Here is a 24,809-nt window from a genome sequence, read left to right as displayed (position 1 = left end):
GGCTGCGGGCGGGTCAACGCGCGGGGCGACGCCGCCGCCGTCAGCCGGCCGGGCCGCGGGGCTGAACAGGGCGCGGCCTCGGCCCGCGGTGGGTTCGCTCGTATGCTCGGACGCATGACCACGAGTGCCGCGAATGCGTCGCGCAGCGAGCCAGGACGTCCCACCTCCAACGCCATGCGCAGGGCCCTCAAGCGCGCCAGAGAGGGCGTGGCGCTCGATGCCGCCGAAGCCGCCGTGCTGCTTCAGGCGCGCGGCGAGGACCTCGACGACCTGTGCGCCTCGGCCGCGCGGGTGCGGGACTCGGGGCTTGAGGCCGCGGGCAGACCCGGCGTCATCACGTACTCCAAGAGCGTGTTCATCCCGCTCACCCGGCTGTGCCGGGACAAGTGCCACTACTGCACCTTCGTCACCGTCCCCGGCAAACTGCGGCGCGCGGGACACGGCATGTTTATGTCCCCGGACGAGGTGCTGGACATCGCCCGGCGCGGCGCCGAACTGGGCTGCAAGGAAGCCCTGATCACCCTGGGCGACAAACCGGAGGACCGCTGGCCCGAGGCCCGGGAGTGGCTCGACGCGCACGGCTACGACGACACCCTCGCCTATGTCCGCGCCATCGCGATCCGCATCCTGGAGGAGACCGGGCTGCTGCCGCACCTCAACCCCGGCGTCATGAGCTGGACCGACTTCCAGAGGCTGAAGCCGGTGGCCCCGTCGATGGGCATGATGCTGGAGACCACGGCGCGGCGGCTGTGGAGCGAGCCCGGCGGCCCGCACCACGGCTCACCCGACAAGGAGCCTGCCGTCCGGCTGCGGGTGCTGGACGACGCCGGGCGCTCATCGGTGCCGTTCACCAGCGGGCTGCTCATCGGCATCGGGGAGACCTATGAGGAGCGGGCCGAGTCGCTGTTCGCGCTGCGCCGCGTCTCCCGCGCGTACCACGGCATCCAGGAGCTGATCATTCAGAACTTCCGCGCCAAACCGGACACGGCGATGCGCGGGATGCCGGACGCCGAACTGGACGACCTGGTCGCCGCCGTCGCCGTCGCCCGGCACATCATGGGCCCCTCCGGCTGCCTCCAGGCCCCGCCCAATCTGGTGGACGGGGAGTACGGGCGGCTCATCGACGCCGGAATCGACGACTGGGGCGGCGTCTCGCCGCTCACCCCCGACCATGTCAACCCCGAGCGGCCCTGGCCGCAGATCGACGTCCTCGCGCGGCGCTCCGCGGAAGCGGGCTTCACCCTGCGGGAACGTCTCTGCGTATACCCGGAGTTCGTACGGCGCGGAGAGCCCTGGCTCGACCCGCGGCTGCGGCCGCACGTCGAGGCGCTCGCCGACCCGGAGACCGGGCTGGCGCGCGAGGACGCCGTCGTACGGGGCCTGCCCTGGCAGGAGCCGGACGAGACGTTCACCGCGACCGGGTCGGGAACAGGCCGCACCGATCTGCACCGCACCATCGACACGGAGGGCCGCACCGGCGACCGGCGGGACGACTTCGACGAGGTGTACGGGGACTGGGAGGCGCTGCGCGAGGCCGCCGTGCCCGGCATGGCCCCGCAGCGCATCGACGCCGATGTGCGCGCGGCCCTCTCACAGGCCGCCGACGACCCGGCGAAGCTCGACGACGACGCGGCCCTCGCGCTGCTGCACGCCGAAGGACCGGCGCTTGACGCCCTGGCCCGGATCGCCGACGAACTCCGCCGGGACGTGGCGGGCGAGCACGTCACCTATATCGTCACCCGCAACATCAACTTCACCAACGTCTGCTACACCGGCTGCCGCTTCTGCGCCTTCGCCCAGCGGCGCACCGACGCCGACGCCTACACGCTGTCGCTGGAGCAGATCGCCGACCGCGCACAGCAGGCCTGGGACGTCGGCGCGGTCGAGGTGTGCATGCAGGGCGGCATCCACCCCGACCTGCCGGGCACCGCCTACTTCGACATCGCCCGCGCCGTCAAGAAGCGCGTCCCCGGCATGCATGTGCACGCCTTCTCCCCGATGGAGGTCGTCAACGGCGCGACCCGCACCGGGATGTCCATCCGCGACTGGCTGACCGCCGCCAAGGAGGCCGGTCTGGACTCCATCCCCGGCACGGCCGCCGAGATCCTCGACGACGAGGTCCGCTGGATCCTCACCAAGGGCAAACTGCCCGCCGCCACCTGGATCGAGGTGATCCGCACCGCGCATCAGCTCGGCATCCGCTCCAGCTCCACGATGATGTACGGACATGTGGACCAGCCGCGCCACTGGCTGGGCCATCTGCGCACCCTGGCGCGCATCCAGCAGGAGACCGGCGGATTCACCGAGTTCGTCACCCTCCCCTTCATCCACACCAACGCGCCCGTCTATCTCGCGGGCATCGCCCGCCCCGGCCCGACCGTCCGCGACAACCGCGCGGTGACGGCCATGGCCCGGCTGCTGCTCCACCCGCACATCACCAATATCCAGACGAGCTGGGTGAAACTGGGCGCGGATGGCGCGGCCGAGATGCTCCGCTCCGGCGCGAACGACCTGGGCGGCACCCTGATGGAGGAGACCATCTCCCGGATGGCGGGCTCCAGCTACGGGTCGTACCGCTCCATCCGGGACCTGACCGCCATCGCGGAGTCGGCCGGCCGCCCGGTGCGTCCCCGGACGACCCTGTACGGGGGGGTCCCCGAGGAGCGCGTGCGGGCGGCGGAGGCGTCGGACGGGCATCTGCCGCGGCTGCTGCCGGTCCTGCCGACCTGACCCCTGGGGCCCCGCCCCCGGCCCCCGCGCCTCAATCGCCGGCGGGGCTGGGTTGTGCGGGTCCTTGCGCCTCAAGCGCCGGCGGGGCTGGGATTTGGCGCAGCCAAATCCAGCCCGTTGGGGGCACCTCCCGGACGGAGTCTGGGGGAGTTTGAGGACACGGCCGAAGGCCGTACAGGGGGTCTGGGGGCGGAGCCCCCAGTTACCGCCCAGGCATCCGCACCGGTCAGCACCACGGTCGATTACAGTGCTGCGCCAGGCATACGTTCGACCGCTGGCCGGCCCCGGCCCCCGGCCCCCCGGCGCGCGGTCGACGGTCGACGTCCGGGGAGGGACGCCGTGAGCGCAGCAGCGACAGCCGTATGGGGACGCGTCGAACAGCAGGACTTCCGCGCCCGGGTGCGCGGCGCGCTGCTGGGCGGCGTCATCGGCGACGCGCTCGGCGCGGGGGTGGCCGACCTCGGCCTGGAGGAGATCCGGGCCGCCCACGGGCCGGACGGCGTCGGGGATTACGTATCCGTGTACGGCCGTCGCGGGGCGGTCACCGCCGCCACGCAGATGACGCTGTTCACCGTCGACGGGCTGATCCGCGCCCAGGTGCGCCGGGACACCGGCGCCTGGCACCCGCCCTCCGACGTCCACCGCGCCTATCTGCGGTGGGCGGCGACCCAGCGCGACTGGGGGCCGGACGAACGCCGCAAGGACAACGGCTGGCTGGCCCGCGAGGAGTGGCTCTACAGCCGCCGCGACCCGTCCCGGGACTGTCTGACGGGCCTCGGCGACGAGACGATGGGCACTCTGGAGTCGCCCAAGAACCCGACGGCCCGCGGCGCGGGGGCGCTGGTCCGCTCCGCGCCGTTCGGGCTGCTGGTGGGCTGGGAGCCGCAGCTGGTGTGCCAGCTCGCGGTGGAGTGCGCGGCGCAGACGCACGGGCACCCCACGGCGTATCTCTCGGCGGGCGCGTTCGCGGTCATCGTGCACGGGCTGGCCCGCGGCGAGTCCCTTGACGGCTCGGTGCAGCGCGCACTCGCGCAGCTCGCCGCCCGCCCCGGCCACCAGCCGGTCACGGACGCGCTCAGACACGCGCTGGGCGCGGTACGGCAGGGCATTCCGGGCCCGTCCCGGGTCGCCGCCCTCGGCGAGGGCCACCACGCGGAGGACGCGCTGGCCATCGCCGTCTACTGCGCCCTCGTCGGCGAGGACGTCCGCCACGGCCTGCGCCTCGCCGTCAACCACAGCGGCCCCTCACACACCACAGGCACCCTGTGCGGCTCCCTGCTCGGCGCGCTCCATGGCGAGACCGCGCTGCCCCCCGCCTGGCTCGCCGAACTTGAGGGCCGCGGCACCCTGCTGGAGCTGGCGGACGACTTCGCGATGGAGATGACCCAGGGGCCGGCGCTGCACGGCCCGGCACTCAGCGCCCCCGGCTGGCTGGCCCGCTACCCGCGTGCGTGAATCAGAGCGCCAGTGTGCGCCAGCCGTGGGTGATCTGTTCCCGGACGGAGTTCGCATCCGCCAGCGTGGGGGTCGGCCCATGATGGGCTGTCAGCAGACTCACCAGGGCCGCGCCATCCGCCGGCCGCCCCTCCGGATCGATGGCCAGCGCCTGCCCGACCGCGGCCGCGAGAGCCGGGTCGAGTGCCCGCACCGCCTCCAGCGAGGCCGGCTCGGGGCCGGTCTCCACGATCCGGCGGATCACCGCTCCCGTACTGGTCGCCGTGAACGGACTGTCGCCGTGCGCCGCGCACACCACGCAGCACGCCCATGCCCATACGTCGGCGGCGGGGCCGATACGCTCCTCGCCGAACTGCTCCGGCGCCATATACGTCAGGGTCCCCGGTCCGCCGCCGGTGCGAGTGAGCCGGGTGCCGTCCACGATCGCCGCGATGCCGAAGTCGAGCAGGCGCGGCCCGGCCGTGGTCAGCATGATGTTGGCGGGCTTGAGGTCCCGGTGGACCAAGCCGAGCCGATGCACCCCGGACAGGGCCACGGCAAGCGCCAGGGCCAGGGACCGCAGCGCCTCGGGCGTGCGGATCGGCCCCTTCTCGTGCAGATGGGCATCGAGGGGCCGCCCGTCCAGCAACTCCATGACCAGGTACGGCCGTCCCGCGTCCACCCCGGCGTCGAGCACCCGGGCGGTGTAGGCGCCGGAGACCAGGGCGAGCACCTCCGCCTCGCGCTCGAACCGGCGCAACAGCTCGGCGTGGTCCAGGAGCTCGGGGTTGATGGTCTTCAGCGCCACCTGTGTCGCCGCCCCCTCGCGCCGCGCGAGGTACACCGTGCCCATGCCGCCGGCCCCGATCCGGCCGAGGAGCTGGTAGCCGCCGATCGTCCGGGGCTCGTTCGGGTGGAGTGGCCGGTGGGCGACCTGCGGCGCGGCGCCTGGATCGGCCTGCGTCGGCACGTAGGCGACCGCCTGTGCGGGTGGAAAGGAGGGAACCGGCGGCATCTGCGGTGCGGCTGCCGGGACCGGCTGCGCGGGGGCGGCGGGCGGCAGGGAGCCGCCCGCGGAGTGTCGCCGGCCGTCGGCGGACCGGAGCCGCCAGCTGGTGATGGCGGCGACGGCCTCGAACAGCAGGGCGGCCAGGACCAGTCCGACCGGCAGAAACGCCGCCAGCACAACACGCAGCGCGAACAGGCCGGCCAGTCGGAGTCCCGTCGGGGACGATGCTCCCGCCCTCGCGGGCACACCGCCGGTCAGCAGGTTGCGCTGGGTCAGGAGGTACAGCAGCGGCCAGAGGACCAGGGCCGGGGCCGCCGCGATGAGGAACTGCGTGTGCGCCTCCGCGATGGGGATGCCCAACGCGACGGACAGGGGGAGCACATCCGGCGACGCGACCGGCTGTATGAGGAGGTCGAAGCCGAGGAGGGCGTCCGAGGCCATGAGGAGCCACAGGCCGGCGCCGCCGAGGAGCCACACGGCAGCCTCTCCGAAGACGACCGCCGGAATCCCTCGCGGCGTCGCGTCCGCGCCCGGGACCGCCAACGCCCTTCGACGGGTCCACTCCTGAGCGCGCGACAGCAGCGGCAGCGACGCGAGGCGCAGCACCAGCGCCGCCCCGATCACGGCCAGCCCCCCTATGTCCAGGGCGCCCACGACATCGAGAAACGACACCGCCCCCGTCTGCTCCGCCATGCTTCCCCCGCGCTTCCCCAGTGCCCCCCATGTCGGTCGAGCATGTGGAGTATAGATCCGCGGTCGGGAGATTCTTGGTCAGCGCATCACTTCACCCGCGTTGACCAGCAGCGACTGGCCCGTGATGGACCGCGCCCGGTCGGAGGCGAGGAAGGCCGCGGCTTCTGCGACGTCGGCGTCGGAGGCCAGCTCCGGAAGGGCCGTCCGCTCGGTGAGGCGTCCGAGCACCTCGGATTCCGGCACACCCTCGGTGTGCGCGGTGAGGCGTACGTACGCCTGGACGGGCGGGCCCCACATCCAGCCAGGCAGCACGGTGTTCACCCGTATCCGGTGCGGGCCCAGTTCGCGTGCCAGGGAGTACATGGCGGAGGTGAGAGCCCCTTTGGAGGCCGCGTATGCCGTCTGTCTGACCTGGGAGGGGGCGGCGACGGCGGACTGGGCGCCGATGATGACGACGGAGCCGCCGCGCTGTTTCAGCGCGGGCAGACAGGCCCGCGTCATCCGCAGGGCGCCCAGCAGATTGACGTCGATCACCTGCTGCCAGACGGCGAAGTCGGCGTCTTCCAGGCCGCCGAAGGAACTGTCCCAGGCGGCCACATGCACCACCGCGTCGATTCGGCCGAAGCGCTCCACGGCGAGTGCGGCCAGTGCCTCGCACTGGGTCTCGTCGGTGATGTCGGCGGTGCGGAAGGCGCTGTGGCGGCCGTCCGGGTCGATCTGTCCGGCGGTCTTGGCGAGGGTGGCGTGGGTGCGTGCGCCCAGTACCGCATTGCCTCCGTCGCGTACGACGGCGGCGGCGACCCGATGGCCGAGGCCCGGTCCGACGCCGGAGACGATCACGGTCTTCCCCTGGAGCAGCAGTTCTGCCGTCATCCGGACGCCTCCGCTGTCTGGCCAATCACCTGACGGGCCGTCAGAGTAGGTCTCCGCAGCCGAGGACGGAAGGGGAGAGGCGGCCATGGGCGAGGACACGCGCAGTGCGGTGTACGCGGAGCTGGCGGCGGTGGGTCCGTACGGGGTCCGTCCCGGCCATGCGCTGATCACGATGGTCGAGCCGCATCCCGGCCATGAGTACGCGTACAACCGCTGGTACGAGGACGACCATTACTACGCGGGCGCGATGGCCATGCCGTGGATGTACGCGGGGCGGCGCTGGGTTGCCACCAGGGAGCTGCAGCTGCTGCGCCGCCCGGAGAAGTCCGCGGTCGCGCAGCCGGTCACCGCGGGCTGCTATCTCTCCGTGTACTGGATCACCGACGGGCGCTATGACGACCATATGACGTGGACGGTCGCCATCAACAAGCGGCTGAACCGCGACGGACGGGTCTACCGGGACCGCACCCATGTCTTCACGTCGTTCCAGGACCATGCGGCGACGGTCTACCGCGACGGCGCCGCCGGTCCGCGGGACTGTCATGCGCTGGACCATCCGTACGCGGGTCTGGTCGTCGAGGTGCTGGACGCCGAGGGGCCCGGGCAGCGGGCGGAGCTGCTGGAGTGGCTGCGGGCGAGGGAGCTGCCCCGCCGGCTGGCGGGCTCGCCCGCAGCCATGGTGACGGTCTTCCGGCCGACGCCGCTGCCGGGGGACCGGATGAGCTATGTGAAGCAGGTGGAGGGGGTGGACACCCGACTCACCCTGCTCTGGTTTCTTGAGGCGGATCCGAGGGAGTGCTGGGAGGCTTGCTTCTCGCCGGATGCGGGGCTGGAGACGGCGGTCGCGGACACGGGGCTCGGACGGATGGAGCTGGTGGCTCCCTTCATCCCCACGGTCCCCGGAACCGACCGCTATGTGGATGAGCTGCGGTGAGCGACGGTGAGCGACAGAGCGGGGGCGGCACGGCCGAGCCCCCTCGGCCGGGACGGCGAACCAGTCGAGAGGGCCCCTGTCGTGTTTCTGTCGTACGTGTCACTGCTGAGTGTTTGCGCTCTCCTCGGCGCAAGGCTCAGCCGAGGTCGAACGCGCCCTGTCCCACCTCGTTGACGAACGCGCTCCACGCGTCGGGGACGAAGGTGATCGACGGGCCGGCCGGCACCTTGGAGTCGCGGACCAGGAGGGCCTGCGTCAGCGGTGACTTGACCTCGACGCACGCGCCGTTCCCGCCGGAGTACGAGGACTTCGTCCAGGTGTCCGTGGCACCCTGAATGATTGCCATGTCTAACTCCCCTTCGGCAGCAGATGTGTTCGCGCCAACGTTCTTGCTGGCGTGATCGAAGCTACTTGACGGGGGCTGTGCGTGGGACATGCGTTCACTCGACCGGATGGCATATACCGGCGTGGTCTTCCGTCCAGTGGTGGCGGGGGTGTACCGTGCGGCCCCCCTCGCCACCACTGTCACTTGGGTGACCGTTTCCGCTGGCGGCGCGGCGGCCCGGGCGCGCCGTCAGCGGGCGTACTCCTTGGCCGTGTCGGCGATGAACTGCCGTGACTGGTCCACATTCAGCGCCTGGGCGCGCAGATGCTCGTACATCACCGTGTACTTCTGCACGTCGTTGGGCTTCTCCAGATACAGGTCGCTGGTGACACCCTCGATATAGACGACGCTGGAGTCTGACGCGTCCGGGAACTCCAGGATCGCGTACTGGCCGTTGATGCCCGGGTGGGCGCCCATGTCAAAGGGCAGCACCTGCACCGTGACATGCGGCTGCTGGGACATCTCCACAAGATATTCGAGCTGCTCGCGCATCATCCGCTTATCGCCCACGACACGGCGCAGCGCCGCCTCGTCGACGACGGCCCACAGCCGCAGCGGATGCTCGGGTTCCTTGACCCGCTCCTGGCGGCGCATCCGGACGTTGACGCGCTTCTCGATGTCGCTGGGGCCGCTCTCCGGCATCGCGCCGGTGATCAGCGCCTCGGCGTACTCACGGGTCTGGAGCAGGCCGGGCATGATCTGGGGTTCGTACACGCGAAGACTCGCCGCGTCGGTCTCCAGGCCGATGTACACGCTGTACGGGATGTCGCCGAAGGCATGCCACCAGCCCTGCTGGCGGGAATCCTTGGCCATCTGCATCAGCGAGTCGACGATCCGGTGATCTTCGACCTCGTACACTCCGCACAGGTCGCGGACGTCGCGCTGACTGATGGAGCGGCGGCCGTTCTCGAGGCGGCTGATCTTGGACTGGGAGACGAGCAGGCGCTCCGCCACCTCCTCTGCCGTCATGCCTTTGAGTTCCCGGAGCCGACGCAGCTCCTGACCCAATCGGCGTCTCCTGACGGTGGGGTTGACGTTGGACGCCACGGGGACTGCACCTCCGGCTGCGTAGCTGTGCGTATCTAGTGCTCAGCAGATTGCCACCAATGGTCGCGTCCGCGCTGCTAAATGGCCAGACACATCCATAGACACGCCGACGCGCGGGGCAGCGAGCGTGCTGCCCCGCGCGTTTTGCGGCTCCCGTACCGGGTCATGGGGACGTCGGCGCGGCGTTCGCACCCGTGCGCGATCTCGCGCGGGGGCGCCTGGTGCGCGTGGTGCTGCGGTGCGCTGTCGTGTTGCGGTGCGGTGTTGTGCTGTGGCGCTGCGTTGTCATGCGGTGCTGCGTTGTGCATGTGGTGCGGTGTTGCGCGGTGTGCGGTGTGCGGTGCTAGTGCGCCGCGACGCGGGCCATGCCCCGGCGGCGCGGCTGGACGGGCACGCCTGCCGGCTGACGGCCGGGGCCCGCCCGGCGCGGCTGGGCCGGCACGCCGTTCTGGACGTCCATCACGGCGTGCGCCACGAGGCCGCCCATCGGGTCGTGCCTGATGAGATCCCGCAGACGGGACCTTGAGGAACGCCCTTCGTTCCCCGGGTACAAATGCTTGCCGAGGCCGACCGCGTGCGCCAGCGCGGCGAGCGCCGCGGTCCGCGGGTCCGGCGGCACACCGGTGCGGATCGCGCTGTCGAGCCGGGCTCTGATGTCCCGGCTGATCGCCGTGTCGGTCGCCTGATAGCGAGTCGTCGGCAGCACTCCGCACATCTGGCCCTCCACGGCATGCACCATGCCGCAGCGCTCCAGATGCGAGAGGTACACCTGGCGCAGCCCCAGCCGGGGCCCGCCGATCCAGTGGACCGCCCGGACCGGACTGCCGCGCCTGCGCAACAGCTCCAGTGCGGAGTCCAGGGTCGGATCTCCTGTCGGCCGTGGCATCACCACGGCGATACGATCCCCGTCAGGGGCTATCCGTCCCGCCAAGGCCAGCTCTACTAGCTGCGCCCCGGCGAGACCGAGGTCGAGCGACTGCGGCTGCGCTGTGGTGCCCGTGGCCGGGTCCAGAGCGAGCAGCAGAAGCTCTTCCGGAAGTGTTCTGCGGCTCCTGCCCATCCATGCCTCCCCGCGTGGATGAATGACAGGGTGACGCCTCTCACATTGGTCTGTCGAGAGTGCCTGGGTGGTTCGTACGGGAACCGGCAGGTATGTCGTTCTCGTCTTGGCACGGGAGCCATGTGCTCACACAGGACACTGAGAGATGGTTCGGACATACGCATCGCACAGGGCGTATGACGACTGCGTATGACTTATGCATGACTCATTGAGGAGGCACGGTGGCGGGCGAGTCCCCCGACAAGTCGGAGCAGCACAAGCCGTCGGGGGAGACGGCGTCAGGCGAGCGCCGCCCGGAGCGTGGCCCGGAGCGCCCGGAGCGCGCCCCGGAGCGGGACGCCGCACGTGACCCGCGTCTTGCCGTCTGCCGCGAGACGCCGGACGAAGCCGATGAGCGTGATGCGGCCGGAGCGTCGGAGGAACCGGCCGCGGACGGGAAGACGGACGGGAAGACGGGCGGGAACGACGAGCGGCTGCGGGCCGCCGTGGCGGCCTGGGTCTCGGGCGAGGACGGCGACAAGGGGGTCGGCGAGGACGGCGGGGAAGGCTCCGCTCCGGTGGAGCCCGAGGATGCCGCCGACGACAAGGCGGTCGACGGAAAGTCGGTAGCCGACAAGCCCGTGTCTGCGGAAGCAAACAAGGGCCAGCCCACGGATCCGCCCAAGGACCAGCCCACCGCCGTCTTCAAGGCGCCCCGCGCGCCGGCCGTGGACCAGCCCACTGCCGCGCTCACGATGCCCCCGGCCACACCGAAGCCGGACGCGAAGCCCGCGCCGACGCCTGAGCCGAAGCCCGCGGCCGGGCCGGACCGGGAAGCCGGACCGGCGCCCGCCGTCGGCAGGGCGAGCAGATTCGTTCCGCTGCGGGAGACGGCCGCCCCCGCGAGCAAGCCCGCAGACAAGCCCGCAGACAAGCCCGACAAGCCCGCAGACGAGCCCGCAGACAAGCCCGCGGCGCCGGACGAGCCTGCTGCCGGGCCGGAGGCGGCCGCGCCAGCGAGCAAGCCCGCCGCCCCCACCGCCCCCGCCTCGCTCACGGAGCCCGAGCGGACCAAGCAGCAGCCCCTGCCGCCCCGCCCCCCGCTCGACCTGCTCGCCGAGCTGACGAACACCCCGCCGCCGGCCCCGACCCCGCTGCGCACCTTCGCCCGCCGGATCAAGATCTGGTCCCCGCTGGTGCTGTTGCTGCTGATCGTGTTTGCGGTCGTACAGCTCGTACGGCCGCTCCCCGAGCCCGCCCTCGGTCTCTCCGCCGACCGTGAGCACACCTTCGCGGGCGGTCAGCTCGACATGCCGTGGCCGGACGAGGGCCAGGGCGCGGTGGAGGTCGAGGGCGTCGGCCGCATCGGGACGTACGGGGCGCAGAAGCCCGCGCCGCTCGCCAGCGTCACCAAGACGATGACGGCCTATGTGATCCTCAGGGACCACCCGATCACCGGCGATGAGACGGGCCCGGAGATCGAGATCGACCAGCAGGCCGAGGACGAGGCCGACAATGTCGACGAGTCGCGGGCCGCCGTCAAGAAGGGGCAGAAGTACACCCAGAAGCAGCTGCTCCAGCTGCTGATGATCCCCTCCGCGAACAATGTGGCGCGGCTGCTGGCGCGCTGGGACGCCGGGTCGGAGGAGGCGTTCATCAAGAAGATGAACGACGCCGCCAAGGACCTCGGGATGAAGGACTCCGTCTACACGGACCCCAGCGGCTTCAAGAAGTCGACGGTCTCGACGCCTCAGGACCAGCTCAAGCTGGCCGAGGCGGTCATGGAGTTCGATGTGCTCCGAGAGATCGTGGACATGACGATCCTTGAGGTGCCGGGCATCGACGGGAAGATCTACAACAGCGCCGACAGGGCGCTCCTCCAGCCGGGCGTCCACGGCATCAAGACCGGCTCGTCCACCCCGGCCGGCGGCAATCTGCTCTGGGCCGCCTACACCGAGGTCGACGGCGAGAAGCGCCGCATCCTCGGCGTGACGATGGGCACCCAGAAGGCCGCGCAGCTCAAGCAGAAGCTGGAGCTGGCCATCGACTACAGCATCGCCCTCATCAAGGCCGCCCAGAAGGGCGTGACGTCCGAGACCCTCGTCAAGAAGGGCGAGGTCGTCGGCTATGTGGACGACGGGCTGGGCGGCCGTACGCCGGTGGTGGCCGCCGAGGACCTCAAGGCTGTCGGCTGGCCCGGTCTGCAGACGGAGCTCGACCTCGTCCACGGCGGCAAGGGCATCCCCGGCTCCGCCCCGGCGGGCACGGAGGTCGGCGAGCTCTCCGTCGGGTCGGGAACCGGGAAGGCCAGTGTGCCGGTGGAGCTCCAGCGGGACCTGGCGGAACCGGGTCTCGGCGCCAAGCTCACCCGTCTCGGCTGAGGCCGCAGCCAGAGCCGCCACCGCTGAAATGGCACCGCCCGCCGCTTCGGACGTCCCGGCCCGCCGGGGCGTCCGAAGCCGCTCGAAACCACTCAAGGCAACTCACAGATGTCGCACAGGCGTCTTCGAAGTGACCACCGCGACCGGCGATCCGGGGAGAGCCGCAATTGACCAGCGTTGACGAGGGCCCGCGAATATCCACCGCGGCCCCCGCGCCCGCCCGCCCGGCCGACGGGCGGCGGCCGCCGGGGCTGCGCGAGAGGCTCGCCCGCCACCCCGTCGCCCTGACGGCGGCGGTCGCGGCCCTCGTCCATCTGCTGTGGTACGTCTTCCTCGCCAACAGCGGCGGTGACATCGCGGCCCAGGACGCGTGGGCGGAGTTCGCCGGCCGCCACCCCGACTCCGCGTACAACCTCGCCTGGTACGGCGGGATGCACCCGGTCTCGTACAGCGTCGTCTCGCCGTACGTCATGTCCGTCCTCGGCGTCCGGACCACCATGATGGCCGCCGGGACCGTCTCCGCGGCCCTGACCGCGCTGATCCTGGTGCGGCTGCGCGGGCGCGAGCGGGCCGTGCGCAACCCGGTGGCCTGCTCGCTCGCCGGAGTTTTCGCCTTCTTCTGCAACGCCCTGTCGGGCCGGGTGACGTTCGGTCTCGGCCTGATGTTCGCGCTCGCCGCCGTCGCCGCGTTCTTCTGCTGGCCGTACCGCTGGCGGCGCAGGCGCTGGGCCAAGGCGGGTACGGCGGCGGTCTTCGCCGGTCTCGCCACCGCGGCCAGTCCGGTCGCCGGGCTCTTCCTCGGTGTCGTCGCGGCCGCGCTGTTCCTGAACAAGCGCCGCCCCGGCGCATACGCCATCGGCCTCGCCCCGGTCGCGGTGGTGGCCCTGTCCGCCTGGCTGTTCCCCTTCTCCGGCACCCAGCCGATGTCGCTGGGGACCGCCTCGCTGCCCGTCCTCTTCGGCGTCCTCATCGTCCTGCTCGTGCCCGCCGAATGGCGCACGGTGCGCGCGGGCGCGGCCGTCTACGCCTTCGGCACTCTGCTGACCTGGGCGATCGACTCCCAGATCGGCTCGAACGTGACCCGGCTCGCGATGCTGTTCGCCGGCGTGGTGCTGCTGGCGGCGCTGCCGTACGCCGTGCCGCGCTCCCGCAAGTGGTACGCCCTCGTCATCGCCTTCGCCGCTCTGAACGTCTGGATCGGCTTCAAGGGCGTCGACGACATGGTGCGCACGGCCCCTGCCGCGTCCTGGAACCGCGAGGTCGCGCCGCTGGTCCACCAGCTGCAGAAGGTGCAGGCCGAACGCGGCCGGGTCGAGGTCGTGCCCGCCAGCAGCCACCGCGAGGCGTCCGCGCTCGCGCCGTACGTCAATCTCGCCCGCGGCTGGAACCGGCAGGCCGACATGGAGCGCAATCCCCTCTTCTACGACAAGGACAAGCCCCTCACCTCCGCCGACTACCGCGCCTGGCTGAACCGCTGGGCGGTGCACTATGTGGTGCTGCCCAAGGGCGCGCCCGACTCCAGCGGGGCGGAGCGGGAGGCGGAGCTGGTCAGCGCCGGGCAGCCGTATCTGAAGAAGATCTGGAGCGACGCCAACTGGCAGCTGTTCGCGGTCGAGGACCCCAGACCGCTGGCCGACCCGCCGGCCACGGTGGACCACGCGGGCGCGGGCGAGCTGCGGATCACGGTGCAAAGCGCGGGTCGGCTGCTGATCCGCGTCCCCTACTCGCCGTGGCTGAGCCTGGTCGACGAGCACGGCAAGGGCGTCGAACCGCCGCAGGAGACGCGGGAGTCGCGGGAGCGGGAGGGCGGGCCGAAGGAGTACGTCAATCTGCACGGGTGTCTGCTGAAGGCGGAGGAGGACGAGGTGGGGGACGAGTGGACCGAGTTGCTCGCCCCCGAGCCGGGGGTCTACCGGCTGGCGTCGCCGTACCAGATACCGCGTGGCACGCCGTGCCCGGACGAACTCCGCTAAGCGGGTGTCCGGTGGGTCTCTCCCACCGGACGCCGCCCAGCGCCCCGCCGGGACAACTCCGCATCCGCTCTACCTCGTCGGGCCCCGCTGATGCATAGTGGAGCCGCCCGCATACTGGGCAGTCGGTCGGGGTCTACTGGTACGGGTGCGACATGGCTTGCGGACGATGCGACGGCGGCGGATGCGCGCTGCCGGGGATGCGCTGCCCGGAGTGTGAGTTGGGCGGCCGGACGCCGGGCGGCGGTGGGTGGATCGCCAAGGAGACGCTGGCGGGGCGCTTCTCCCTGCTGTCGAGGGCGGGGAAGACGCTGGTCGTCGCGGGGGTCCTGGTGACGGCCTGCGCCCTGGTCCTGTCGGTGTCCGTCCTCTACGGGGGCGAGGAAGAGCCGACGGCGTCGGCGGCGGGCGCGGCGGGCGGCGAGCCGCCGGGTCCGGGCGGTCGCGGAGGCGCTCCGCAGCGGATACTCCCCACCGCACTGCCTGAGCCCTCGCCGTCCCCGAGCCGCAGCCCGGGCGGGCGTCCGGGCCCGGACCCGGCTCCGACCCCGGCGCCCAGACCGCCCGCGCCCGCGTCGCCCTCGAAGGCCCCGCCCCCGCCGCCCCCCTCGCCGTCCGTCCCCCGGTCTTCGTACTCCGCCTGGGCGGGCCCCGGCTGCACGGGCGGCGGCCACTACCGCGAGCACGGCCGCTATGCCGACGGCGACGACGGCTGGTACACGGTCCCCGCGGGCGGCCACCGGGGCGACGGCTGTGACGGCCGGTTCACCGCCGTCCCCATGTCGGGCAGCGCGACGCGCGACTACGGGAACACGGCGACCTGGACCTGGTATGTCGGCAGCGGCCACACCCACTGCTCGATCGCCGTCACCGTCCCCAACCCCCGCCGCCCCCAGGACGTGGCGGGCCAGCCCACCACGTACCACGTCCTGGCCGACCCCGACGACCCCCGCAGCGCCGTCAAGTCCTTCCGGATCGACCAGACCGAAGTGCGCGGCAGCGGCGTGATCGTCGCCAGGGTGCCGGTCACCGGCCGCCAGGTGACCGTCCAGTTGGTCGACCGCGGCGTCGACTGGGGCTCGGACGACCGCACCGGCGCCCACCACGCGGCGGCCCAGATGCGCGCGGACTGCACGGCCGCATAGCGAGCGGCGCGGGCGGCCGCACAGTGAGCGATGAAGACGGCCGCGTCCCGGCTCGGGGGCGCGGCCGTCCGCATGGGACGGCGTCCGGGGACCGAACCGAGATCTCCGGATTTCGGTGGGTTCCGCAAAACAGTTCGGTGCCGATACCGGTCCGTCCGTGCTGTGGCGGATGGATCACTGCTGGAACTGTTGAGGCCGGCGCGGCGCTGTGCCGAAACGGTGCTGCGCACTGTCTCAACGGGAGGAACACACCCCAATGCTGCACTCGGGCAAGGGCAAGTACCCAGAGGACGGGACCGATTCCGTTGCGGAGTCGGCGGAGATCAGGGCCGTGGTGGAAGTGCCGGTGCATCTGGCCGACGGATCCTGGCACACGGCCAAGATGGTGACGTTTCACGGGCTCGGCGACGCGCAGGAGCACATTGCGCTGGCCTTTGAGCCCATCGCGACGGTTCCGCTGGTGCGGCTGCATTCGGAGTGTCTGACCGGCGATGTCTTCGGGTCCGCTCGCTGCGACTGCGGACCCCAGCTCGCCGAGTCGCTGCAACTGCTCGCGGCTGAGGGCGGCATCCTGCTCTACCTCCGCCAGGAGGGCCGGGGCATCGGCCTCTACAACAAGCTCGACGCGTACCGGCTCCAGGACGAGGGGCTGGACACCTTCGCGGCCAACCGCAAGCTCAACTTCCCGGACGATCTGCGCGACTACGGCGCTGCCGCGCAGATCCTCCGGGCCCTGGGCCGGCCCCGCATCCGGCTGCACACCAACAACCCGGACAAGGCGGCGCAGTTGAGTTCCCACGGCATCGTCATCGACGAAGCCGTGCCGACCGGCATCTTCCAGAACAGCCGCAACGCGAAGTACCTGCATGCCAAGGCCGTCCACGGCGGGCACACCATCGAACTCGTGGAGGAGCTCATATGATCCAGCACAAGGGCCCCATCAGCGGCATCGCGGCCTGGCGGGACGCGTACGTCGCCACCGCCGGCTACGACAACCAGGTCATCTGCTGGGAGCAGCGCTCCGGGCGGGCGGTGTCCCGCTCCTTCCATGACCACCTCGCCAACCAGGTCCAGTTCTCGCCGGACGGCAGGCATCTGCTGACCTCCTCCAGCGACTACACCGCCCGCCTGTGGTCCGTGCCAGACCTGCGCCTGGTCGCCGTCTTCGCGGGGCAGGAGGACGATGTGGAGATGTCGGTCTTCCATCCGACCCGCGACCTGGTCGCGACCGCCTCCCGCGACCACCGGGTGAGGGTGTACGACTTCACGGGCCGGCTGCTCGCCACCTTCACCGGGCACACCGCCGACGTCATCTCGGTCGAATGGGCGCGGGACGCCGACGAGCTGATCTCCTCCAGCGACGACGGCACCATCAAGCGCTGGTCCCTGGCGTCCGGCGGGATGATCGACGACCTCGACATGGACGGCGTGGAGACCGACACCGTCGCCATCTCCTGTGACGGAACCATCTTCGCGGGCAACGACGAGGGCCAGATCATCGTCGTCGGGCCGTCCGGCCGGAATCTGGTCTCCGCCCACGAGGCGGGGATCAAGCGGCTCGTCCTCGACGACGCCCGCGGCCTGCTGGTGAGCCTGAGCTACGACCGCACGATGCGGCTGTGGAATGTGGCGTCCGGCGTCCCCGAACTGCGGGACACCACGGCCCTGCCCGCCGACGTCTGGCCGCGCTCCTGTGCGTTCGCCGGCGGTTCGCGTCTGGTGTACGCCACCTTCGGCGCGACGTACCGGACGTATGACTACGAGGCGCGGACCTGGGACTCCTCTGCTGTGCCGGCCACCCCCGGCGTCAACGCCGTGCTGCCCGAGGCGTCCGGCGCCACCCTCACCGTCGGAGACTCGGGCCTGGTGCACCGCGACGGGAAGCAGGTGGCCGCGACCGGCAGCCTGTGCAACTTCCTCACCCCGCTGGGGCCGCTCGTGCTCACCGGCGGCCAGCTCGGCAAGGTCTTCGACGCGCTGACCGGCCGCGAACTGCACCAGCACCGCTCGCCCCTCAACTGCGCGGCCGCCTTCGAGCGGGACGGCGAGCAGTACGCGGTCGTGGGCGCGTACACCGGCGAAGGGCTGCTGATGCGGCTCGACGGCGGCGGGGCTGTGCACCTCGGCGACCTCGATCTGCATGGCAACGCCGTCAAGGGCGTCGCGGTCTCCGGCGATCTCCTCTTCTCCGTGGCCGCTGACGCCTCCGCCACCTGGTACCGGATCTCCGATCTGACCAAGGTCGCCACGGTCGAGGACGCACACGACCGGATCGCCAACGGCTGCGCCGGGCTCGGCGACGGCTGGTTCGCCAGCGTCAGCCGCGATCTGAAGCTCAGGCTCTGGAGCCCGGAGCGGCGCGCCGAGGTGCTGAACACACCGCACACCCACTCCGTCAAGTGCGTCGCGGCGTCCGGGGACGGACGGCTCGTCGCCACCGGAAGCTACAACGGCAAAGTCGCGGTCTACGACCGTGCCGAGAGGGCCTGGACCACGGTCGAGCGGCCCACCACGGCCGGCATCTCCGCGCTGGCGTACGACCCGGAGCGCAAGCTGTTCGCCGCCTCCTCCTACGACGGCGAGGTCTACCGGATCGGCGGCTGAGCGCGGTCCGCAGCGCCCGGCGGCGCACCCCTTCCGCCGCCGGGCGTGCCGTCACGCCCTCCGGCGCCCGCCGGCCGCGTCTCCGGCTCCGCGTCCCCGCCCCGGCCGCCGTCGCGCCCCGGAACGACCGGGTCGCACCCCGACACGACAGGCAGGACTGCAGCACTCCATGGAATCCCACCGAATAGCCAGCGAATACACCATTGTCCCCGCCGTGGAGCCGAAGGTCGACGAGGCGGCCTACGAAGCCGTCATCCGCTCCGACTTCCAGCGGCACTATGCCGACGGGCGCGACGTATGGACCGGCGAGCAGGCCATGCGGGAGGCGCCCCGACTGCTCCTGAAGGCGCTCGACGGCGTCGCGGACGCCCACATCCTGGACGTGGGAACCGGCCGCGGCCGCGACGCCGGAATCCTTCTGGACGCCGGCTGCCGCGTCACCGGCATCGACCTCGTCGCCGCTCCCGAGTGGACGGCCATCAGCGGGCGTCATCCGGGCCGCGCCCGGTTTCTCGCCGTCGCGGCGAGTGAGCTGACGGAAGACGGGGCGTACGACGCCGTCCTGGACAACGGCTGTCTACACCACCAGCATCCGGACGGCTACGCCCGCTATCTGCGGCGCGTGCATGAACTGCTGCGCCCTGATGGCGTGTTCACGGTGTCCGTCTTCGAGGCCGCCGGGCCCGCCGGACGCCTCTACACCAACGGCGGCGAGCGCCTGTACCGCGAATTCACCGCCGATGAGCTGAACTCCCTGGTCACCGCGCACGGTTTCGAGGCCCTCACCGCACACCGGGTGCCGCGGGACGCCGCGGGGCTCGCCTATCTGGTGGGCGTCTACCGCGCCCGCCGCGGCACAGCCCAGGGCCAGGGGGCGGCCCGATGAGCGCCGGACCGCGCTCCCCGCGGGCACGCCTTTGCAAGGCGGCCCGGAGACTGGCCGCGTCCGCGCTCGGCCTCGCCGCCGCGGGCGGCCTGCTCCTCGCCCAGCCCGCCCTCGCCCAGCCCGCACGCGCCGTCGCGGAGCCCGCCCCCGCCACAGGGACCGCCCCCGCCCCCGCTCCCTGGTACGGCACATGGGGCGCCGCACCGGCTCCCGCCGCCCCCGACGGCATCTCCCAGGAAGGTCTGGACAACCGGACCGTCCGGATGATCGTGCACACCTCCGTCGGCGGCGACGAGCTGCGGCTGCGGCTCTCCAACGCGTACGGCGTCCAACCGCTCCGCATCGGCCGGGCGGCCGTCGCCCTGTCCCGGCCCGGCTCGCCCGGCGCCGCCGAACCCGGCAGCGTCCGTCAGGTCGCCTTCGGCGGCATGGCGGGCACGACGCTCGCCGCGGGCGCCGAGACGGTCACCGACCCCGTGGAATTCGATGTGCCCGCGGACGCGGATCTGGTCGTCAGCCTGTATCTGCCGCGGCCGACCGGGCCCGCCACCTGGCACTGGCTCGCACAGCAGCGCTCGTATGTCTCCGAGCCCGGCGACCACGCGGCGGCGGAGGGCGCGGCGGCCTTCACCCGGACCGAGACCTCCTGGTTCTTCCTCACCGGTGTGGATGTGCGCGGACAGGGCCTGCGCGGCACGGTCGTCGCCCTCGGCGACTCGCAGACCGACGGCGTCGGCTCCACCCTCGACGCAAACGCCCGCTGGACCGACGCACTGGCCCGCCGTCTGGCCGCGGACCCCGCGACCCGCGGAACCGGCGTGCTCAACAAGGGCATCGGCGGCAACCGCGTACTGCGCGACGGCACAGAGACCGACCGGCCCCAGCGCGGCGACAGCGCGCTCAGCAGGCTCGAACGGGATGTCCTCAGCCAGTCCGGGGTGCGCACGGCCGTGCTCTACGAGGGCGTCAACGATCTGCAGATAGAGCCCCGCGCCACGGCCGGCGAGGTGCTGCGGGGCCTGCGCGCCATGGCCGGCAGGCTGCGCGAGCGGGGCATCCGGGTGGTCGTGGCCACCCTGACCCCGTTCGAGGGCTCGCCGCTGTGGAGCGCGGACGCCGAACGGGAGCGTGCCGAGCTGAACGACGCGCTGCGCGCCAGCGCCGACTTCGACGCCGTCGTCGACTTCGACGCGGCCGTCCGCGACCCCGCCGCACCCTCGCGGGTCCGCCCGGAGTACGACGGCGGCGACCACATCCATCTGAACGACGCCGGCTACCGGGCCCTGGCCGCGGCTGTCCCGTTGACCGCGGCCGTCCCCTCGGACGCGCCGGCCGGCGAACCCGTCCCGACGTCCGATCGGAGGCACCCGTGACCCGCACCCCGCTGTCCGCCGAGGCGCACGGGCCCGGCACTTCGCGCACCGAACCCGCCGGCACGGCAGCCGCAGCAGCCGCGGCCGGCACACCCGTCGTCATGGCCAACCCCAACACCCTGTCCGACCGCGCGGCCATGGGACTGCCCGACGCCTTCGCCGCCCGCACCGAACCGTGGCCGCTCGCGGCTCATCGCGATCTGCTCGCGGCCCCGGCCGAGACCCTGGTGGCGGTCGCCGAGGACCCGGGCCTGTCCTTCGCCCGCCGGTACGCCGCAGGCACTGTCCTCGGCCTGGTCGGCGATCCGCGGATCAGACCGGACGACCCGCCGATGGCCGACGTCCCGGCCGCCCGGGTGCGGCTCGGGCTTCCCCGCGCGGCGGTCGCCGAGGTGACCGCACGGTGGCGGCACGCCGGGGTGGAGGCGGAGTGGATCGCCAAGGAGTGCCCGGCATACGAGAAGGACATCCCGGCCTTCCGCATCGCGCTCCACCCGGTCACCAACATCGAGTACCGCCGGTTCCTGGAGGAGACTTCAGATGCCGAGCTGCCGTCGTCCTGGCGGTTCGGCGGGTACCCCGAACACCTGGGCAACCATCCGGTGTGGACGGTGTCCCCCGAAGCCGCCGACCGCTATGCCGCCTGGCTCGCGGAGCGCACCGGGCGGGCCTTCCGGCTGCCGGCCGAGGCGGAGTGGGAGTACGCCGCGGCGGGCGCCGGGGGCCGGGAGTTCCCGTGGGGTGAGGACTTCGCGGCCGACCACGCCAACACGGTGGAGCACGGGCCGCTGGCCACCACGCCCATCGGCGTGTTCCCCGCCGGCCGTTCGCCGTTCGGCGTGCACGACATGGCGGGCAACGTCGAGGAGTACACGGCGGACAGCTACCGTCCGTACCCCGGAGGCACGGACATCGCGGACGACCTCGCCGTCAGCCGCGGCGAGTACCGGATCGCCCGCGGCGGCAGCTTCACCCGCTTCGGCGACCTGGCCCGCTGCCGCCGCCGGCACGGCTGGTACGCGCGGGAGATCTACGCCATGGGCTTCCGCCTCGCGGAGACGCCATGACGGCCGCCGCATCCGCATCCGCATCCGCATCCGTACCCGCGTCCGCGGCCGAAGAGGCCGCCATGCGGCGCGCGATCTCCCTCGCCGGAACGGCGCTCGGCCGCACCAGCCCCAACCCCGTGGTCGGCTGCGTCCTCCTCGACCCCGGCGGCGTCCCGATCAGCGAGGGGTTCCACCGGGGGGCCGGGCATATGCACGCCGAGATCGAGGCGCTCGCCAACGCGGGGGTGCGGGCGCGCGGCGCGACCGCCGTGGTCACCCTGGAGCCCTGTGCGCACCAGGGGCGCACCGGCCCCTGCGCCGACGCGCTGCTCGCGGCGGGCATCGGGCGGGTCGTGTACGCGGTGCCCGACCCGGACCCCGACGCGGCGGGCGGCGCGGACCGGCTGCGCGCGGCCGGCGTGTCCGTACAGGGAGGCGTGCTGCGAGCGGAGGCCGAGCGGGGCAACGAGCTCTGGCTCACCGCGGTGCGCCGGGGACGCCCCTGCGTCACCTGGAAGTTCGGCGGCAGCCTGGACGGCAGATCGGCCGCGCCCGACGGCACCTCGCGGTGGATCACGGGGCCGGCGGCCCGCCGGGACGCGCACGCCTTGCGCGCCGCGCATGACGCGGTCCTGGTCGGCTCGGGGACGCTTGACGCCGACGACCCGCACCTGGGACTGCGGCACGAGGTGGAAGGGCGGGCGCCGCTGCGGGTGGTGCTGGACCGGACCGGCTCGATCCGGCACGACGCGCGGGTGCTCGACGACGCCGCGCCCACCCTCGTCGCGATCGGCAAGGGCGCGGTCCCGCCCTGCGTCCCCGGCAGGCACGAGGTGCTGGAACTGCCCGTGATCGACGGGGCGCTGGACCTCGGGGCCCTGAACGGCGAGCTCTACCGGCGCGGTCTGCGCTCCGTCCTGCTGGAGGGCGGGGCCAGGCTCGCGGCGTCGTTCGCCGCACACGGGCTGCTCGACCGGATCGTCGGGTATGTGGCGCCGCTGCTGCTCGGCTCCCGGTCGCGCCCGGTGCTCGACGACTTCGGAGCCGGAACGCTCGGCGACGGGATGCGGCTCCACTGGGACGAGGCGCGGCGCGTCGGCGAGGACGTCCGCCTCACGCTGCGCACCAGCCCGCTGCCGGGGGAGTCCTCGCCGGGGGAGCCGTCGTGAGGCCCCGTATCGCGGTGGTCCATCACAGCCGCCACGGAACGGTGCGGGCCCTGGCCGCCCGGGCCGCCGAGGGGGCCCGGGACCGGGGCGCCGAAGTGCGGCTGCTCCAGGTGGCCGAGGAGGAGGGCCGGGGCGGCGCGCGGTGGCCGGAGCCCGTCGCCGCGGCCGGGGACGTGCTGTGGGCGGACGGGCTGGTCCTGGCGGCCCCCACCTACTTCGGGAATGTGTCATCCCCGTTCAAGCGGTTTCTGGAGACGACGAGCCCGCTGTGGCGCGAGGGCAGGCTCGCGGACCGGGCGGTGACCGCCATGACCGCGTCGACCAGCACCCACGGCGGCCGCGAGGCGACGCTGCTCGCACTGCACCAGACCGTCTGCCACTGGGGGTCCTGGATCGTCGGCGCCGACCCGGCCGACCCCGCCGTGCGGCGCGCCGGCGGCAACGCGTACGGCGTCTCCGCCACGGCAAGGCCGGGCGGCGGCGCGAGCGCCCACGAGGCGGAGGCGGCCCGTGCGCAGGGGCGGCGGCTCGCCGGCATCACCGCTCGCGCCCGTCCGGAGGCCGGAGTTGGGGCCGGGACCGGGGCCGGTGAAGGCGCCGGTTCGGGGTCCGGGTCCGGCGGGCCGGTCAGGGTGACGGTGGTGCACTGCGCCGACGACGCCGCCGCGCGCCTGCTGGCGCAGGAGTGCGCCGCGGGCGCCCGGTCGGCCGGTGCGCGGGTGCGGCTGCGCCGGGTCCCCGGAGCGGAGGCGGCTCGGACATCCTGGCTGCCGGGAGCCGCGGCCGTCGCCGCCGCCGAGGATCTCGCCTGGGCGGACGCGGTGGTGTTCGGGGCGCCGGCGCGGCTCGGGGCGATGGCCGCGGAACTGGTCGGCTTTGTGCAGTCCCTGGAGTACGGGGCCGGGCTGTTGTCCGGCAAGCCCGTGAGCGCGTTCACCGTGACGCCGCGCACCCACGCGGGCAGCGAGTCCGCGCTTCTGGCCTTCCACCATGTGCTGCTGCACAGCGGCGGGGTGATCGTGCCGCCGGGCTTCACCGCCCCGGAGGTCGCGGCGGCGGGCGGCAATCCGTACGGCGCGGTGTATGCGGGGGACGCCGGTGCGGCGCCGTCCGCGGCGGCCCTGGCGGCCGCGGCGCACCAGGGACGGCGCGCGGCGACGGCGGGGCGGCTGCTGCGCCGGACGACGCCGTACGCACCGTACGGCCCCGGCGGCGACGGCGACGGCTACGGCTATGGCGACGGCGCCGGGCGGGACCAGGGCGAGGACATGACGGAACGCAGGGGAGGACAGCACGGTGAGCGTGCAGCAGTATGACGAGATCGGTGAGGCGTACGAGGGATTCAAGTCCCTGCCGCTGGCCCGCTACCCGGAGGTGGGCAGCTTCCTGGCCATGCTCGGGGACGTACGCGGCAAGTCGGTCCTCGACCTGGCCTCCGGCACCGGCTTCTACACGCGGCAGTTCAAGCGGCGCGGCGCGGCCGAGGTGCTCGGGATCGACATCTCCCGTGAGATGGTGGCGGCCGCACGGCAGCTGGAGGAGCGCGATCCGCTCGGGGTGCGCTACGAGGTGGGCGACGTCTCCGAACTGCCGCCGCTCGGGCGGCGCTTCGACCTTGCCACGGCGGTCTATCTGCTCAACTACGCGGAGGACGCCGCCACCATGGAGCGGATGTGCCGGGGAATCCACCGGAGCCTGGTCCCCGGCGGCGAGTTCTTCGTGCTCACCCAGGCCCCCGACTACCGTTTCGACGGGCCGCCCACGGGCAAGTACGGCTTCCTCTACGAGCCGACCGGGGAGGAGGCCGGGACCGGGCCGCGGGTGAGGATCACGGCGCTGCTCGACCCGCCGATCGAGTTTGTGACCGTCTATCCGCGCCGCGAGGTCTACGAGACCTGTCTGCGGGCCGCCGGCTTCGGCGAGGTGACCTGGGTCCCGCTTCAGGTGCCCGAAGAGGGTGTGCGGAAGTTCGGGGCCGCTTTCTGGGCCGACTTCCTGGCCAACCCGCCGCTGGAGATGCTGCGCTGCCGCGCCTGACGGCAGGTCGAGCGCGCGAGCCGGTGGCCCGGCCCCTGGTGAACGGGGGCC

The 24,809-nt window shown here is 72.7% G+C and carries 19 protein-coding genes; 14 read left to right on the top strand and 5 right to left on the bottom strand.

From position 1 onward, the window contains the following. The first annotated feature begins 114 nt into the window (after positions 1–114). Both OF819_RS15340 and OF819_RS15335 read left to right on the top strand, forming a co-directional pair. Entirely contained in the window at positions 115–2,730 is a 2,616-nt protein-coding gene (locus OF819_RS15340) for a bifunctional FO biosynthesis protein CofGH (protein ID WP_267244072.1), read from the top strand. Positions 2,731–3,069: 339 nt separating this feature from the next. Next, positions 3,070–4,185 (top strand): ADP-ribosylglycohydrolase family protein, encoded by a 1,116-nt coding sequence (locus OF819_RS15335; protein ID WP_267244071.1) that lies wholly within the window; start codon positions 3,070–3,072, stop codon positions 4,183–4,185. A gap of 1 nt (position 4,186) precedes the next feature. Here the strand turns inward: OF819_RS15335 and OF819_RS15330 are convergent, their stop codons facing one another. Then, a complete protein-coding gene (locus OF819_RS15330) occupies positions 4,187–5,866 on the bottom strand; it encodes a serine/threonine-protein kinase (protein WP_267244070.1) in 1,680 nt (559 codons plus the stop codon). A 78-nt stretch (positions 5,867–5,944) separates the two neighbouring features. Beyond that, a complete protein-coding gene (locus OF819_RS15325; RefSeq protein WP_267244069.1) occupies positions 5,945–6,739 on the bottom strand; it encodes an SDR family oxidoreductase in 795 nt (264 codons plus the stop codon). 85 nt (positions 6,740–6,824) lie between these two features. On the opposite strand from OF819_RS15325, the gene OF819_RS15320 reads away from it, so the two are divergent. Further along, positions 6,825–7,673, top strand: coding sequence for a hypothetical protein (locus OF819_RS15320; protein WP_267244068.1), 849 nt, complete (start codon positions 6,825–6,827; stop codon positions 7,671–7,673). A gap of 136 nt (positions 7,674–7,809) precedes the next feature. Here the strand turns inward: OF819_RS15320 and OF819_RS15315 are convergent, their stop codons facing one another. From OF819_RS15315 to OF819_RS15305, 3 genes are all read right to left on the bottom strand, one after another. Continuing rightward, complete coding sequence (locus tag OF819_RS15315; protein WP_267244067.1) at positions 7,810–8,019, bottom strand: DUF397 domain-containing protein; 210 nt, start codon at positions 8,017–8,019, stop codon at positions 7,810–7,812. A 228-nt stretch (positions 8,020–8,247) separates the two neighbouring features. Continuing rightward, positions 8,248–9,105, bottom strand: coding sequence for a helix-turn-helix domain-containing protein (locus OF819_RS15310; protein ID WP_267244066.1), 858 nt, complete (start codon positions 9,103–9,105; stop codon positions 8,248–8,250). 343 nt (positions 9,106–9,448) lie between these two features. Further along, positions 9,449–10,165 (bottom strand): GOLPH3/VPS74 family protein, encoded by a 717-nt coding sequence (locus tag OF819_RS15305; protein ID WP_267244065.1) that lies wholly within the window; start codon positions 10,163–10,165, stop codon positions 9,449–9,451. A gap of 221 nt (positions 10,166–10,386) precedes the next feature. Between OF819_RS15305 and OF819_RS15300 the strand changes: the two genes are divergently transcribed. The 11 genes from OF819_RS15300 (at position 10,387) to OF819_RS15250 (ending at position 24,758) form a co-directional block, all read left to right on the top strand. After that, a complete protein-coding gene (locus OF819_RS15300; protein ID WP_267244064.1) occupies positions 10,387–12,525 on the top strand; it encodes a D-alanyl-D-alanine carboxypeptidase in 2,139 nt (712 codons plus the stop codon). Between the two features lie 167 nt (positions 12,526–12,692). Next, complete coding sequence (locus OF819_RS15295; RefSeq protein WP_416370541.1) at positions 12,693–14,498, top strand: MFS transporter; 1,806 nt, start codon at positions 12,693–12,695, stop codon at positions 14,496–14,498. Between the two features lie 152 nt (positions 14,499–14,650). After that, positions 14,651–15,640 carry an adhesin gene (locus OF819_RS15290; RefSeq protein ID WP_267244063.1) on the top strand — a complete coding sequence of 330 codons (990 nt, stop codon included), beginning with the start codon at positions 14,651–14,653 and terminating at the stop codon, positions 15,638–15,640. A gap of 256 nt (positions 15,641–15,896) precedes the next feature. Next, complete coding sequence (locus OF819_RS15285; RefSeq protein WP_267244062.1) at positions 15,897–16,562, top strand: GTP cyclohydrolase II; 666 nt, start codon at positions 15,897–15,899, stop codon at positions 16,560–16,562. After that, positions 16,559–18,244 (top strand): WD40 repeat domain-containing protein, encoded by a 1,686-nt coding sequence (locus tag OF819_RS15280; protein ID WP_267244061.1) that lies wholly within the window; start codon positions 16,559–16,561, stop codon positions 18,242–18,244. Before OF819_RS15285 ends, OF819_RS15280 begins: the two co-directional genes overlap by 4 nt. Before the next feature lie 169 nt (positions 18,245–18,413). Then, the gene (locus OF819_RS15275; RefSeq protein WP_267244060.1) at positions 18,414–19,130 is read left to right on the top strand and encodes an SAM-dependent methyltransferase; all 717 of its coding nucleotides are present in this window, start codon (positions 18,414–18,416) and stop codon (positions 19,128–19,130) included. Continuing rightward, positions 19,127–20,503, top strand: a complete 1,377-nt coding sequence (locus OF819_RS15270; protein WP_267244059.1) for an SGNH/GDSL hydrolase family protein — start codon at positions 19,127–19,129, stop codon at positions 20,501–20,503. The genes OF819_RS15275 and OF819_RS15270 overlap by 4 nt, the downstream gene beginning before the upstream one ends. Before the next feature lie 101 nt (positions 20,504–20,604). Beyond that, complete coding sequence (locus tag OF819_RS15265) at positions 20,605–21,570, top strand: formylglycine-generating enzyme family protein (protein WP_267244116.1); 966 nt, start codon at positions 20,605–20,607, stop codon at positions 21,568–21,570. Next, positions 21,567–22,721: a bifunctional diaminohydroxyphosphoribosylaminopyrimidine deaminase/5-amino-6-(5-phosphoribosylamino)uracil reductase RibD gene (ribD, locus tag OF819_RS15260; protein WP_267244058.1), complete on the top strand. Its 1,155-nt coding sequence runs from the start codon at positions 21,567–21,569 to the stop codon at positions 22,719–22,721. Before OF819_RS15265 ends, ribD begins: the two co-directional genes overlap by 4 nt. After that, complete coding sequence (locus OF819_RS15255) at positions 22,718–24,037, top strand: flavodoxin family protein (RefSeq protein ID WP_267244057.1); 1,320 nt, start codon at positions 22,718–22,720, stop codon at positions 24,035–24,037. Before ribD ends, OF819_RS15255 begins: the two co-directional genes overlap by 4 nt. Further along, complete coding sequence (locus OF819_RS15250; RefSeq protein ID WP_267244056.1) at positions 24,018–24,758, top strand: class I SAM-dependent methyltransferase; 741 nt, start codon at positions 24,018–24,020, stop codon at positions 24,756–24,758. Before OF819_RS15255 ends, OF819_RS15250 begins: the two co-directional genes overlap by 20 nt. Positions 24,759–24,809 lie beyond the last annotated feature (51 nt).

It is taken from the genome of Streptomyces sp. PR69, from assembly GCF_026420845.1.
Taxonomy (GTDB): Bacteria; Actinomycetota; Actinomycetes; order Streptomycetales; family Streptomycetaceae; genus Streptomyces.
The sequence above is the reverse complement of the archived record's forward strand: the minus strand, read 5'-3'. Positions and strand labels throughout refer to the sequence as shown.

Excerpts from the sequence above, each read along its gene's own strand:
- OF819_RS15330 (WP_267244070.1), bottom strand. The coding sequence starts at position 5,866 with ATGGCGGAGCAGACGGGGGCGGTGTCGTTTCTCGATGTCGTGGGCGCC.
- OF819_RS15320 (WP_267244068.1), top strand. The coding sequence starts at position 6,825 with ATGGGCGAGGACACGCGCAGTGCGGTGTACGCGGAGCTGGCGGCGGTG.
- OF819_RS15305 (WP_267244065.1), bottom strand. The coding sequence starts at position 10,165 with ATGGGCAGGAGCCGCAGAACACTTCCGGAAGAGCTTCTGCTGCTCGCT.
- OF819_RS15280 (WP_267244061.1), top strand. The coding sequence starts at position 16,559 with ATGATCCAGCACAAGGGCCCCATCAGCGGCATCGCGGCCTGGCGGGAC.
- OF819_RS15265 (WP_267244116.1), top strand. The coding sequence starts at position 20,605 with ATGGCCAACCCCAACACCCTGTCCGACCGCGCGGCCATGGGACTGCCC.
- ribD (WP_267244058.1), top strand. The coding sequence starts at position 21,567 with ATGACGGCCGCCGCATCCGCATCCGCATCCGCATCCGTACCCGCGTCC.
- OF819_RS15290 (WP_267244063.1), top strand. The coding sequence starts at position 14,651 with ATGGCTTGCGGACGATGCGACGGCGGCGGATGCGCGCTGCCGGGGATG.
- OF819_RS15325 (WP_267244069.1), bottom strand. The coding sequence starts at position 6,739 with ATGACGGCAGAACTGCTGCTCCAGGGGAAGACCGTGATCGTCTCCGGC.
- OF819_RS15285 (WP_267244062.1), top strand. The coding sequence starts at position 15,897 with ATGCTGCACTCGGGCAAGGGCAAGTACCCAGAGGACGGGACCGATTCC.
- OF819_RS15270 (WP_267244059.1), top strand. The coding sequence starts at position 19,127 with ATGAGCGCCGGACCGCGCTCCCCGCGGGCACGCCTTTGCAAGGCGGCC.
- OF819_RS15340 (WP_267244072.1), top strand. The coding sequence starts at position 115 with ATGACCACGAGTGCCGCGAATGCGTCGCGCAGCGAGCCAGGACGTCCC.
- OF819_RS15275 (WP_267244060.1), top strand. The coding sequence starts at position 18,414 with ATGGAATCCCACCGAATAGCCAGCGAATACACCATTGTCCCCGCCGTG.
- OF819_RS15315 (WP_267244067.1), bottom strand. The coding sequence starts at position 8,019 with ATGGCAATCATTCAGGGTGCCACGGACACCTGGACGAAGTCCTCGTAC.